The organism is Nocardioides sp. (assembly GCF_004803405.1).
Taxonomy (GTDB): domain Bacteria; phylum Actinomycetota; class Actinomycetes; order Propionibacteriales; family Nocardioidaceae; genus Nocardioides; species Nocardioides vastitatis.
This window is the reverse complement of the sequence record NZ_SSXI01000113.1, coordinates 1-12,554: the sequence shown is the minus strand read 5'-3', so window position 1 is coordinate 12,554 and position 12,554 is coordinate 1. Positions and strand designations below refer to the sequence as shown.

Annotated in this window: 12 protein-coding genes; 3 read left to right on the top strand and 9 right to left on the bottom strand. The window is 72.0% G+C overall.

Annotated features, from left to right (window positions below; genetic code table 11):
* Nucleotides 1-72: 72 nt before the first annotated feature.
* The 6 genes from E7Z54_RS08225 to E7Z54_RS08200 form a co-directional block, all read right to left on the bottom strand.
* Nucleotides 73-912 carry an aminoglycoside phosphotransferase family protein gene (locus E7Z54_RS08225; RefSeq protein ID WP_276606211.1) on the bottom strand — a complete coding sequence of 280 codons (840 nt, stop codon included), beginning with the start codon at nt 910-912 and terminating at the stop codon, nt 73-75.
* Between the two features lie 94 nt (nt 913-1,006).
* Complete coding sequence (gene lepA / locus E7Z54_RS08220; RefSeq protein WP_136432707.1) at nt 1,007-2,881, bottom strand: translation elongation factor 4; 1,875 nt, start codon at nt 2,879-2,881, stop codon at nt 1,007-1,009.
* A gap of 75 nt (nt 2,882-2,956) precedes the next feature.
* On the bottom strand, nt 2,957-3,580 hold the full coding sequence (locus E7Z54_RS08215) for a hypothetical protein (RefSeq protein ID WP_136432705.1): 624 nt from the start codon (nt 3,578-3,580) through the stop codon (nt 2,957-2,959).
* Nucleotides 3,581-3,618: 38 nt separating this feature from the next.
* Entirely contained in the window at nt 3,619-4,731 is a 1,113-nt protein-coding gene (locus tag E7Z54_RS08210) for a hypothetical protein (protein WP_136432703.1), read from the bottom strand.
* The gene (locus E7Z54_RS08205; RefSeq protein ID WP_136432701.1) at nt 4,728-5,012 is read right to left on the bottom strand and encodes a hypothetical protein; all 285 of its coding nucleotides are present in this window, start codon (nt 5,010-5,012) and stop codon (nt 4,728-4,730) included. Before E7Z54_RS08205 ends, E7Z54_RS08210 begins: the two co-directional genes overlap by 4 nt.
* The gene (locus E7Z54_RS08200) at nt 5,009-5,317 is read right to left on the bottom strand and encodes an SAV_915 family protein (protein WP_136432699.1); all 309 of its coding nucleotides are present in this window, start codon (nt 5,315-5,317) and stop codon (nt 5,009-5,011) included. The genes E7Z54_RS08205 and E7Z54_RS08200 overlap by 4 nt, the downstream gene beginning before the upstream one ends.
* Nucleotides 5,318-5,466: 149 nt before the next feature.
* Between E7Z54_RS08200 and E7Z54_RS08195 the strand changes: the two genes are divergently transcribed.
* The 3 genes from E7Z54_RS08195 (at nt 5,467) to rpsT (ending at nt 8,424) form a co-directional block, all read left to right on the top strand.
* Entirely contained in the window at nt 5,467-7,062 is a 1,596-nt protein-coding gene (locus tag E7Z54_RS08195) for an alkaline phosphatase D family protein (protein ID WP_136432697.1), read from the top strand.
* Between the two features lie 18 nt (nt 7,063-7,080).
* Complete coding sequence (locus tag E7Z54_RS08190) at nt 7,081-8,016, top strand: phosphotransferase (protein WP_136432810.1); 936 nt, start codon at nt 7,081-7,083, stop codon at nt 8,014-8,016.
* A 147-nt stretch (nt 8,017-8,163) separates the two neighbouring features.
* The gene (rpsT, locus tag E7Z54_RS08185; protein WP_136432695.1) at nt 8,164-8,424 is read left to right on the top strand and encodes a 30S ribosomal protein S20; all 261 of its coding nucleotides are present in this window, start codon (nt 8,164-8,166) and stop codon (nt 8,422-8,424) included.
* A gap of 85 nt (nt 8,425-8,509) precedes the next feature.
* On the opposite strand, the gene holA is transcribed toward rpsT, so the two are convergent.
* The 3 genes from holA to E7Z54_RS08170 all read right to left on the bottom strand — a co-directional run.
* Nucleotides 8,510-9,484 carry a DNA polymerase III subunit delta gene (gene holA, locus E7Z54_RS08180; RefSeq protein ID WP_136432694.1) on the bottom strand — a complete coding sequence of 325 codons (975 nt, stop codon included), beginning with the start codon at nt 9,482-9,484 and terminating at the stop codon, nt 8,510-8,512.
* An 83-nt stretch (nt 9,485-9,567) separates the two neighbouring features.
* Entirely contained in the window at nt 9,568-11,946 is a 2,379-nt protein-coding gene (locus E7Z54_RS08175) for a ComEC/Rec2 family competence protein (RefSeq protein WP_240769583.1), read from the bottom strand.
* 4 nt (nt 11,947-11,950) lie between these two features.
* A partial coding sequence (locus E7Z54_RS08170) for a helix-hairpin-helix domain-containing protein (RefSeq protein WP_206056075.1) occupies nt 11,951-12,554 on the bottom strand: 604 nt, incomplete at its 5' end.

Here is a 12,554-nt window from a genome sequence, read left to right as displayed (position 1 = left end):
AACCTAGATCACTTCAGGGGTGCGCGGTAGCAGGACCCCTGACATGAGCGACCTTCGGAGGAGCGTCGCAGTTCAGTCCTGGACCGCCTTGGCGATCATGATGCACCGGGTGATGTGGTCCTGCTCCCGGGCGGTCGGCTCGCGCCCCGCGCCGACCGCGGCCCCGTGCACCCAGTGAGCGCGGAGGATGCTGCGCACGATCACCCAGCCCCGCGCTCGTCCCTCGTCGAGGTCCGCGGCATCGAGGAGGGTGTGGAACCGCCGACGGATCCCGTCGCGCGCCGACCCGGTCGTGCCCGGCCCGGTGTAGTCCTCGAACCGGTTGCCGAGCATCGGCAGGAGCTCGTAGTGCGGGTCGCCGTTCGTCGGCTTGGGGTCGATGGCCAGCCACCGCTCCTCCCCGCCGCGCTCCCCCAGGAGGACGTTGCCGTAGTGGAGGTCACCGTGGATCACCGCCGTGGCCGGCTCGGCGCACAGGTCGCGCGCCAGCGCGAGCGCCTGGTCGACCATCCGACGTGGCACCGGCACGGTCTTCGCGTCCGCGGCCAGCGCGGCGGCCCACCGGGCGACGTACGACGCCTGCGTGCGGAGCTGCGGCATCACCGGCACGTGCAGGATGCGGTAGAGGCCGGCCACGATCTCACAGGCCTCGACGTCCCAGTGATCGGAGAGGTCGTGACGGTCGAGCCGCTCGAGCAGCACGGCACGCCGGGACGGGTCGCTGCGCAGCAGCCGCACCGCTCCCCTGCCGCGCCAGCGCTGCAGGACGAGGTGCTCGTGCTCGGACTCGTCGTCCGGGAGCCCGATCTTCAGCACCGCCCGGTCCTCGCGCGCAGTGACGACGGGCAGGACGAGCGAGCAGAAGCCGTGCCAAGCCTCGTCCTCGACCGTGAGCTCCCAGGCCTCGAGCAGCTCGTCGAGGATCGCCGGGAGCCGATCGAGCCACCGGGCCCACTCCGGGCCGAGGTGGCGCTGACGGTCGAGCTCGGCCGGGACGCGAACGGTGCTACTTCTTCGGCTTGTCGCCCGGCGGGCCGGTGCTGGAGAGCGCGGCGACGAAGGCCTCCTGCGGCACCTCGACCCGGCCCACCATCTTCATCCGCTTCTTGCCTTCCTTCTGCTTCTCGAGCAGCTTCCGCTTGCGGGTGATGTCACCGCCGTAGCACTTGGCAAGCACGTCCTTGCGGATGGCACGGATGTTCTCGCGGGCGATCACGCGGGCGCCGATGGCGGCCTGGATCGGCACCTCGAACTGCTGGCGCGGGATCAGCTCCTTGAGCTTCGAGGCCATCATCACGCCGTACGAGTAGGCGGCCTCACGATGGACGATCGCGGAGAACGCGTCCACCGGCTCGCCCTGGAGCAGGATGTCGACCTTGACCAGGTCGCCGGCCTGCTCGCCGGACCGCTCGTAGTTGAGCGAGGCGTAGCCCTTGGTCTTCGACTTCAGCTGGTCGAAGAAGTCGAAGGCGATCTCGCCCATCGGGAGTGTGTAGCGCATCTCCACGCGGTCCTCGGACAGGTAGTCCATGCCGAGCAGCGTCCCTCGTTTCTGCTGGCACAGCTCCATGATCGTGCCGATGTAGTCGGAGGGCGCGAGGATCGTCGCGGACACGATCGGCTCGCGGACCTCGCGGATCTTACCGTCGGGGTACTCACTCGGGTTGGTCACCGTGAGCTCCGAGCCGTCCTCCATGATCACCTCGTAGACCACGTTGGGGGCGGTGGAGATCAGGTCGAGGTTGAACTCGCGCTCGAGCCGCTCACGCGTGATCTCCATGTGCAGGAGGCCGAGGAAGCCGCAGCGGAAGCCGAACCCGAGCGCACCGGACGTCTCGGGCTCGTAGGTCAGCGAGGCGTCGTTGAGCTGGAGCTTCTCCAGCGCGTCGCGGAGCTCGGGGTACTGGTCGCCGTCGATCGGGTAGAGCCCGGCGTACACCATCGGGTTGGGATGGGCGTACCCGCCGAGCGGCTCGGTCGCGCCGTGGTGCTGGCTGGTGACCGTGTCACCGACCCGGGACTGGCGGACGTCCTTCACGCCGGTGATGAGGTACCCGGTCTCGCCGACCCCGAGCTCGAGCGCCTTCATCGGCTCCGGGCTGATCACACCGACCTCGAGCATCTCGTGCACGGCGCCGGTCGACATCATCTTGATCCGGTCGCGGTGCTTCAGCGAGCCGTCGACCACCCGGACGTAGGTGACCACTCCGCGGTAGGTGTCGTAGACCGAGTCGAAGATCAGAGCGCGCGCCGGCGCGTCGGCGTCACCAACCGGAGCCGGGACCTGCTTCACGATCTCGTTGAGCAGCGCCTCGACGCCCACTCCGGTCTTGGCGGAGGTGAGGAGCACCTCCTCGGGCTCGCAGCCGACAAGGTTGGCCAGCTCGGCGGCGTACTTCTCGATGTTGGCCGACGGCAGGTCGATCTTGTTGAGCACCGGGATGATGTGCAGGTCGGCACCCATCGCCAGGTAGAGGTTGGCGAGCGTCTGCGCCTCGATGCCCTGGGCCGCGTCCACCAGCAGGATCGCCGCCTCGCAGGCCTCCAGCGACCGGGACACCTCGTAGGTGAAGTCGACGTGGCCAGGGGTGTCGATCATGTTGAGGATGTAGGTGCCCGGCTCGGCGCCCGCCGCGTTCTCGGGAGTGACCGTCCACGGCATCCGAACGGCCTGCGACTTGATCGTGATGCCGCGCTCTCGCTCGATGTCCATCCGGTCGAGGTACTGCGCCTTGGCCTCACGCTCTCCGACGACGCCCGTGAGCTGCAGCATCCGGTCGGCGAGCGTGGACTTGCCGTGGTCGATGTGCGCGATGATGCAGAAGTTGCGGATGATCGCGGGGTCGGTACGACCGGGCTGCGGGGCAGGGGTGGCGGGCATGGTCCGGCCATTCTTCCAAAGGCGGGACGCCTCACGTGAATCCTGCTGACCGGGGGCGCTCGAACCGGCCTCGGGTCAGCGGCCCGAGGCCGCCTTGCGCGCGCGATGGACCTCCTCGACCAGCTGCTCGGCCGGGACGTCGAAGGCGGTGATCGGCACGACGATGTCCTCGGCCGCCGCGCGCAGGTCGATCCTCACCCCGGCGGGGTTGCGTCGCTGGATGGCGGCGCCGCGCAGGTCGCGGCAGGGCACCGTGACGTCGGTCCGGTAGCCGCGGTAGGACACCGAGGACGGGCCCAGCTCGAGGGTCCATCGGTGCAGCCGGCCGGTGACCAGGCGGACCAGGTCGGGCAGCGAGGCGAGTGCGCCGACGATCGTCACGAGGGCGAAGCCCGGCGACTCGAGGGCGTCGAAGTCCGTCACCGCGAGGTAGGCCCACAGCGCCGCCACGCCCAAGAGCATCGACCAGGCGACGAGCAGTCCCGCCACGACGGGCACCGGGGCACGGAAGACCCGGGTGCCGTCGGCGGCCACCTCCGGCTCCCGTCGTCGTCGCGGTCGAACGAGCGCGGGGATCGCCGCGACCAGCAAGGAGGCGAACGCGACGAGCACGGCCGCACCGGACCACGCCAAGGCACCGTCGGCGACGAGGGCCATCACCAGGCCGACGAGCGTCCCGAGGACAAGGAGTGTGAGCACCGTCGCGGTCCACCATAGGGGGATCAGGCGCCGCCGGCTCACCACGGGGTCACCGAGTCCCACGCGTCGCCGATGGCGTCCGTCGCGTCGTCCCACGTGTCGGAGGTCCAGTCGGTGATGTCGTCCCAGTTGTCATAGATCGTGCCCGCCAACCAGGATCCGCCGGCCGCCAGGGCGCCGCCTGCCAGGACGACCGCCCACGCCGGGGCCGTGACGACGCCCGCTGTCACCAGCAGGCCGACCCCGACCCCGACGGCGATGCTGGTGCCGGTGGTCACCGCGACCCGTTCCCAGTCGCCCGTCTGCGTGCCCTCGTAGACGCCGAAACCGAGGTCGATCAGGATGCCGGCCGGGCCACCGAGGACCCTCGCGCCCTTCCCGAAGAGATCCGCCTTCTTGAGCAGATCGTCGAGCTGGGACTGGCCCTGCGGCGTGTTGAGGCGGTTCCGGACGGCCGGGTTGCCCGAGACACGGGTCTTGCGGCGGTACTCCGCCGCGTCTGCCCTGTAGTCCTTGGACTTGTTGAGCAGCCCCCACCCGGCGAGGCCCGCTCCCGCTCCGCTGGCGAAGTTCGGGAACAGTGCCGAGATCGCCTCGAACACGGTGTCGGAGGCGTCCTTCTTGCGGGCGTCGGCGACGTCGGCCGGCATGGTCGAGTCGACCCAGTCCACGAACGTCTGGTAGTCCGCGGCAGCGTTCTTGACGAGGCTGTTCCACAGCTCGATCCGGTCGACCGCCTTGTTGTACTCGGTCTCCTCCGGCGATCCGGCCTCGAAGGGCGTCGCCGGCGCGGCCGGTGGCTCCGAGATCACGGTGCCGGTGACGGTGACGGTCAGCCCACCCTCGGACGCCCGGGTCCGGATCGACCTCATGTCGTCTTCGAGGCGCTTGAGCTTGGCCGCGTAGTCGTCGAGCGCCGTCGCGGCCCGCTTGACCCGCTCCTCGTGCTTGTCGTTGGCGCGCATGATGTCGCCGGAGACGTTCCGGTAGGACGAGTAGGTCTCGCCTTCCCAGGTGCCCTGGGCGTAGTTGCGGGCGTCCTGCTGCTCGTCGCCGGCTTTCCCCACCCGGTCCGCGAGGGTGCCCCGCAGCCAGGTGGCGGCGGCCGTGACCTCCGCCGGCGAGCCCTCGACCTTGGTGTCCAGGCTCATCCGAGCCGGCCCATCCGGTCGAACTCCGCGGCGATCGCCTGTTCGGTGCGGCCGTAGTCGTCGGCACAGTCGCGGACGAGCAGCGCGATGCCGGTGTTGATGGCGGCGATCTCGCCCGCGGTCTCGCTCACCGCGGCCAGGATCTCGGCGACGTGGACCCCGCCGTAGCCGGCGTCCACCTTCTTGGGCGCGCTGGGTGCCGCCTCGTCGATCTTCGCGGCAGCGTCGTCGTGACCGCCGGCGATGATCTCTGCGGCGCCGGCGTCGAGTCGCAGGGTCATGCCTTGACGTCCTGCGGCGGACCGGGGCGGAGCTCCGCGGGCACGTCGACGTCGAGCAGCTTGACGTCGAAGTGCTTGACCTGCCTGATGTCGTCCACCTTGCGCGTCTCGAAGAGCAGCCACGACTGGTGGTCGCCCCACGCGTCGATGAGGCGGTCGAGGGCGGTGTAGGCCAGCAGGGCGACCCGGCCGTCGCCGAGCTTGAGCATCTTGACGTCCGTGACCTGCCCGTCGGCGTCGGTCTGCACGGGAAGGTAGACGACGGGTGGAGCGGGCGACTGTCGCGTTGACTGCTGGTCGTTCACGGACGCGAGGCTACCCAGGACGTGGACGGCTACACCTCGGGCAGCGGCCCTCGCACCGGACCGGTCGAGGTCAACCGTTCGCCACCGGTTTACCCCCGGCTCCCCTTCCCGACGGTCCTGCGTTCGTCGTACGACGACAGCCTGCGGGCATGCACCCGGACACCTCCCCCACCCCTCACCTCGACCGTCGCGGCGTCCTCCTCGGACTCGCCGGAAGCGCCGTCGTCGCCGGCACGGCGGGCCTCTCCGTCCCGGCGCGCAGCGCCGCCTCGCCCCTCCTCGTCCGCCGGGACCGCCCTGCGCTCCCCCTGGGCGTGCAGTCCGGCGACGTCCGCGCCGGTTCGGCCGTGCTGTGGGCCAAGGCGGACCGCCCGTCGCGGCTGGTCGCCGAGATCAGCCGCGACCCGTCCTTCCGGAAGGTCCGCAGGGTGCGAGGCCCGGTGGTGACGCCGGCCAGTGACCTGACCGGGACCATCCAGCTGCACGACCTGCCCGCGGGCACCGACCTCCACTACCGGATCCGGGTGGTCGACCTCCACGACCACAAGGCGACGAGCGAGGCCGTCGTCGGTCGGTTGCGCACCGCGCCCACCGGCCGCGACGACATCCGCTTCCTCTGGTCCGGCGACATCGCCGGCCAGGGCTGGGGCGTCAACCCGGAGTACGGCGGCTTCCGGATCGCCGACGCCATGCGGGCCCGCAACGCCGACTTCTTCCTCTGCAGCGGCGACACCGTGTACGCCGACGGGCCGGTCCAGGAGACGGTGGCGCTCCCCGACGGGTCGACGTGGCGCAACCTGGTGATTCCGGAGAAGACGAAGGTCGCCGAGACCCTCGACGAGTTCCGCGGGCAGTACCGCTACAACCTGATGGCCGACAACTGGCGCGCCTTCCTGGCGGAGACCTCCCAGGTCGGCCAGTGGGACGACCACGAGGTCACCAATAACTGGTATCCCGGCGAGATCCTCGCCGACGCGCGCTACAGCGAGAAGCGGGTCGACGTGCTCGCCGCGCGGGCCCGGCAGGCCTATCACGAGTACGTCCCGGTGGCGCCGATCTCGCCGGACCCGGAGGGCCGCGTCTACCGGGTGCTCCGCTACGGCCCGCACCTCGACCTCTTCGTGCTCGACATGCGCACCCACAAGGACCCGAACACGGCCAACAACGAGTCCGGTGCCGCCGCACGCGACGGCGGCGTGCTCGGCGACCGGCAGACCGAGTGGCTGCTGCGCGAGCTCGACCGGTCGAGGGCGACGTGGAAGGTGATCGCGGCGGACCTGCCGATCGGCCTGATCGTCCCCGACGGGGCCGCGGCGCAGGAGGGCATCGCTCAGGGCGACGGCGGGGCGCCGCTCGGCCGCGAGGCGGACATCGCCCGGGTGCTGACCGGGCTGTCCCGGATGGGGATCCGCAACCACGTCTGGCTCACCGCGGACGTCCACCACACGGCGGCGCACCACTACTCCCCCGATCGCGCGGCGTACCAGGAGTTCGACCCGTTCTGGGAGTTCGTCTCCGGGCCGCTCAACGCAGGTGCCTTCGGACCCAACCGGCTGGACGGCACCTTCGGGGCGGTGGCGGACTTCGTGGCGGCGCCTCCAGTGGCCAACACCTCCCCGGCGCTGGGTCATCAGTACTTCGGGGAGGTCGAGATCGACAGCCGGACCGCTCAGCTCACCGTCACCCTCCGCGACGTGGCCGGTGCCGCCATCTACACGCGCACCCTGGACCCAGCGGTGCGCTGAGCCGCCGGTCCGGCCATGATGGGCGCCGTGTTCCCGACACGGATCCCGCACGGCCGGACCGCACGCCGCCTCGCGTGGGTGCACCTGCCACCGCAGGTGCGGGCGCTGGTCGAGGACCACCTCGGCTCACCGGTCGCGGAGGCGGAGTCGCAGGGCGGAGGCTTCACCCCCGGCTTCGCGTCCGTGCTGACCTGCGAGGACGGCTCGAAGCACTTCGTGAAGGCGGCCTCCGCCAAGGCGCAGCGGACGTTCGCCGAGTCCTACCGCGAGGAGGCGCGCAAGCTGGCGGCCCTGCCGTCCGCGGCGCCGGCGCCGCGTCTGCTGTGGGTGGAGGACCGCGACGACTGGGTGGTCCTCGGGATCGAGTACGTCGACGCGCGGGCCCCCCGGCGCCCCTGGACGCCCGAGGACCTCGCGCTGGCCTCCGCCACGGTCCTCGAGGCAGCGAAGGCGCTGACCCCCGCGCCGCGCGTCGACCTGCAGCGGGCGACGGACGAGTTCGCGGCCTGGCCGGACCTGTGGGACCAGACCCGGCACCCACGGGCGGCCGACCTCAAGGCGCTCGCCAGCCGGTTCGCGGAGGTGATCGACGGCAACACGCTGGTGCACACCGACGTCCGCGACGACAACATCCTGATCCGACCCGACGGCACCGCTCTCCTGTGCGACTGGAACTGGCCGGTCGTCGGCGCCGCCTGGTTCGACTCCCTCCTCCTGCTGATCGGGCCGCGGGGCGACGGGATCGACGTCGCCGCCCACATCGCGGCCCACCCCCTGCTCTCCGGAGTCCCGGACGAGCACCTGGACGTCGCGCTGGCGCTGATCCTCGGCTATTTCTGGACCTCCTCGCTGCAGCCGGTGCCCCCGACCTCGCCGTACGTCCGCCAGGCGCAGGCCTGGCAGCGGGACGTGATCGACGACTGGCTCGCCGAGCGGCGCGGCTGGGCGCGCTGACGTCCCATTTTGGCGGGCGTGTCGCCCCGCTGTTAGCCTTGCTGGTCGCGTCTCCGTGTGGTTCCGCCTGCCCGGCGGCCCCCTCCAGGGATTCGGCGACGCGCTCCGGACCAGACCAGACATCCACACGACACAGAGGCATTCAACGTGGCGAACATCAAGAGCCAGATCAAGCGGAACAAGCAGAACGAGAAGCGCCACGAGCGCAACAAGGCCGTCAAGTCCAACCTCAAGACGGTGATCCGCAAGTTCCGCGAGGCCGCCGAGGCCGGCGACAAGGACAACGCCGTCGTGTACGCACGCGAGGCGTCCAAGAAGCTCGACAAGGCCGCCTCGAAGGGCGTCATCCACAAGAACCAGGCCGCGAACCGCAAGTCGTCGATCGCGAAGAAGGCCGCCTCTCTCTGAGAAGCTTCCTGGCTCCGGTCCGGAGCCATCACGTCAGGGAGTCCCGCGTCGGCGGGGCTCCCTTCGTGGTTTTCCGATACGCCGGTCAGCGGGTGGCGCGCAGGCCGGTGATCGTCAGGACCAGCCGCTCCAGGGCGTACGACGCGTCGCTGGCCGCACCCTTGACGTCGGCGTCGGCCTGGGCGACCGCCCGCACTGCGCGGGCGAGCCCGGGCTCGGACCAGCCGCGGGCCTGGTCGCGCAGCGAGCGCAGCTTCCACGGCGGGACCCCGACCTCGCGAGCCAGGTCGACGTCGCGCATCCCTCGCGGGGCGCTCACGAGCCGAGCGAGGCCGCGGGCGCTGCCGGCGAACGCGGAGGTGATCAGCACCGGCGCCGTGCCGGCGTCGAGTGCCCAGCGGAGCTCCTCGAGCGCCGCACGGTCGCGCCCACCGAAGGCCGCGTCGGCCACGGCGAAGGACTTCGCCTCCGCCCGACCGCCGAAGTAGCGGCGAACCTGGACCTCGCCGATCCGCTCGCCGGGGAAGTCGTTGGTGAGCTGGTGCGCGGCCGCCGCGAGCGACCGCAGGTCCCGGCCGATCGCCTCGATCAGGACGTCGGCAGCGTCGCGGTCGATGGTCGCGCCGTAGCGACGGACCTCGTTGGCGACGAAGCCCGGGAAGTCCGAGGGCTTGAGCTCCTCGGACTTGTGCTCGGTCACCGTGGCGAGCTTGCGGAGCTTGGTGAGCAGACCGCTGCCCTTCTGCCCGCCGCCGTGCACGAGGACCAGGGCAACGTCGTCCACCGGCTCCGCGGCGTAGGCGAGGACTCCGTCGACAGACTCCTCGGGGAGGTTCTCCAGGCCCCGCACCACGACGCAGCGGATCGCGGAGAACAGCGACGCTGCCGACATCTCGCCCAAGGTGCCGAGCGTCAGGTCGGCTGCGGGGCTGTCGGCGAACTCGGCCTCGGGGTCGTGCGCGCGGACCGCCGCCCTGACCTCGTCGACGGTACGTGCGCCGAGGAACTCCTCCTTGCCGGTGACCAGGATGACTCGTCCCAGCACGTCCGCCGCCCGCATGCGCCCACCTTCCCACACGCTCCCGACAGCGTTGCGAGGGCCTGGACGGCCTGGACGGCTCCGCTCGGAGCGGGTCGGGTCGGCTAGTCACGGGTGAGGGAAACCGCCCTCCCCCTCTCGTCGACCAGGATCGCGATGTCCCCGCTCTCGTCGGTGCGCAGCACCTCAGCCCCGGCCGCCTCCAGGGTGGCCAGCAGGCCCGGTGCCGGGTGGCCGTAGTCGTTGTCCGCCCCGACCGAGACCACGGCGAGCTCAGGACGAAGGGAGGCGAGCCAGTCGTCGTCCTGGTGTGCGCTGCCGTGGTGCGGCACCTTGAGCACGTCCACGTCGAGGTCGCGGAGGAGCCCCGCCAGCCGGGCCTGCCCGGGCGGCTCGAGATCGCCGGTCAGGAGCATCCGCACGCCGGCCGCCTCGACGAGCAGGACCACGCTCGCATCGTTGGCCGAGCTGCCGTCCCCGGCCCCGCCGACGGGGCCCGCGATGTCGGGGTGGACGACCTGCACGGTCGTGTCGCCGTACCGCCGCGTGACGCCGTAGGCCGCCGTCGTCAGCGGGACGCCGGCTCGTCGGGTCGTCCGACGGACCTCGCCGGCGCCGGCCGGCGGGTCCAGCACCGGGCTCGTCTCGACGGCGGCGACACGTCGGCCGCGCAGGATCCCCTCGAGCCCGGTCACGTGATCGGCGTGGAAGTGGGTGAGCACCACGAGCGGCACCCGCTCGATGCGCAGTCGGTCGAGGCAGCCGTCGACGGTGTCACCGTCGGGACCTGCATCCACGACGATCGCGGTCCCGGGACCGGCGGACACGACGAGGGCGTCGCCCTGGCCGACGTCGCAGGCGACCAGGACCCAACCGTCAGGCGGCCAGCCGAACGTCGCCGACGACCACAGCCGCCCTGGGACGCCCAGCACGACGACCAGCATCAGGACGCCGACTCCCGCACCGACCGCGGGCCGGCGGAGCAGCACCGGCAGCATCAGGGCGACGACGACGCAGAGCGCCACCAGCAGCGTCAACGCGGCGAACCCGCTGCCCCAGCCGACCGAGGCGCCCGGCAACGCCGCACCACGCTCGGCGACCTCAACGATCCAGGCGACGCACCAGGCAGCCGTGGTGCCCAGGAGTCGACCGGCTGTCGGCGAGACCAGGCCGACGAGGCCTCCGAGCAGCCCGAGCACCGTCGCCGGACCCACCATCGGGCCGGCGAGGAGGTTGGCGAGGACGGCGACCAGGCTCACCTCGCCGGACAGGGCGGCGATCACCGGAGTGCAGGCGAGCTGGGCGGACGTCGGGACCGCGATCGCCTCCCCGACACCGGGCGGGAGCCACCGGCCCAGCGCGCCGGCGATCGGCGGTCCCAGCAGCACGATCCCGCCCGTCGCGAGCACCGAGAGCGCGAACCCGGCCGTGACCGCGAGCGCCGGGGTCAGGAGCAGCAGACCGACCACGGCGACGGCCAGGGCGCGCAGGCCGCGCCGACGCCCGTCCGGACCGAACGCGAACAGCCCGACGGTCCCCATCGCCGCAGCCCGCAGCACGCTCGGCTCGGTGCGCGCGAGGAGCACGAAGCCGACGATCCCGAGGATGCCGACGACGGTGAGCCAACGACCGCGCACCCCCAGCCGACGGGCCAGCAGGAGCACCGCACCGACGACGAGAGTCAGGTTGGTGCCCGAGACCGCGGTGAGATGGGTGAGGCCGGTCGTGCGGAAGTCCTGCTCGACCTCGGACGACAGCTCGGCGTCATCGCCGACGACGAGCGCCGGAACGAGGCCGGCCTGTGCCGGCGGGCGATGGGCGACCGCCCGGCGGATGGAGCTCCGCACCGCCCCGGTCACCCGCCACCAGGGGTCCGGGCCGCGGATCCGGACCGGTGGCCGGGCACCGGTGAGGAGCGCGGCCTCGTCCGGGTTGTCCGCCGGCGCGAGACGCCCCTCCGCGACCACCCGCTCGCCCAGCGACACCTCTGTCCAGGCGGGGTCACCCAGCACCGCGACCGTCCCACCCAGCCGGTGGGTCGCACCTCGTGCCGTCACCGTCTCCACCCGCACTCGTACGACGACCAGTGCGCCCCATGGACCCTGCACCGCGCGCGGGTCGGAGACCACCGTTGCCACCAGGTCCGCGGTGGCACGCTCGGCCGCCAGCGCGTGCAGCGGCCCCGAGCTCACCGCGTGGTGGCGCAGGAGCGTGCTGGTGAAGATCGCTGCGGCCAGGAGAAGTCCGCCGACCGCCAGCCGTCGGCGTGCGGACGGCGGCCGGCCACGTCCGGCCCCACCGAGCAGCAGACCGGCTGCGGCCAGGACGACCAGGCACCAGCCGCCCGGCGGTCCCACGAGGTAGGCGGCGATCCCGCCCGCCCAGGCAGCCAGCGCGAGCGCCGGCATCCGGAGGTCGTGTGACTCCCCGGCCCTCGCCGGCCCGGCCGTGCACGGTGCCATGCCCAGGTCGCGACGCCGCACCGGCTCACACCGTCACGTGCGGGGTCAGCGACGCCAGCGTCTTCTCACCGATCCCGTCGACCTCGAGCAGCTCGTCGATGCTGGTGAACCCACCGGTCGTCTCTCGCCAGGCGATGATCGCCTGCGCCGTGACGGGCCCGACTCCGGGCAGCGTCTCCAGCTCGGCCTGGCCGGCGGTGTTGAGGTTGACCAGGGCTCCGGACCTGCCCGGTGCGCCCGCCGTCACGCCCGCGGCCGGGGAACCACCGCGGGGACCACCGACCAGGATCTGCTCTCCGTCGACGAGCACCCTCGCCAGGTTGAGCGAGGTCAGGTCCACGCCGCGCCGCGCTCCGCCCGCCGCCTTCAACGCGTCCGTGACCCGCGCTCCGTGGTCGAGCACGACGATCCCGGGCCGGCGCACCTCGCCTGCCACGTCGACGGTGACCGAGCCGCGGGACGCCGAGGACGAGGGCGACACCGGCGCCAGCGTCTCTCCTCCGACCAGCGGCGCGGCCGGCTGCGCGGACACCGGCGCGACCGGTTCAGGACGGTCCCGCGCCACCCACCACGCGGTGACAGCGAGCCCCGTCGCGGCGAGGACGGCCACGACGGCCACATGGGCCGGC

What these genes read in the sequence shown, in the direction of transcription:
- E7Z54_RS08210 (WP_136432703.1), bottom strand. Translation starts at nt 4,731, where the DNA reads ATGAGCCTGGACACCAAGGTCGAGGGCTCGCCGGCGGAGGTCACGGCC.
- lepA (WP_136432707.1), bottom strand. Translation starts at nt 2,881, where the DNA reads ATGCCCGCCACCCCTGCCCCGCAGCCCGGTCGTACCGACCCCGCGATC.
- E7Z54_RS08205 (WP_136432701.1), bottom strand. Translation starts at nt 5,012, where the DNA reads ATGACCCTGCGACTCGACGCCGGCGCCGCAGAGATCATCGCCGGCGGT.
- holA (WP_136432694.1), bottom strand. Translation starts at nt 9,484, where the DNA reads ATGCGGGCGGCGGACGTGCTGGGACGAGTCATCCTGGTCACCGGCAAG.
- E7Z54_RS08195 (WP_136432697.1), top strand. Translation starts at nt 5,467, where the DNA reads ATGCACCCGGACACCTCCCCCACCCCTCACCTCGACCGTCGCGGCGTC.
- E7Z54_RS08190 (WP_136432810.1), top strand. Translation starts at nt 7,081, where the DNA reads ATGGGCGCCGTGTTCCCGACACGGATCCCGCACGGCCGGACCGCACGC.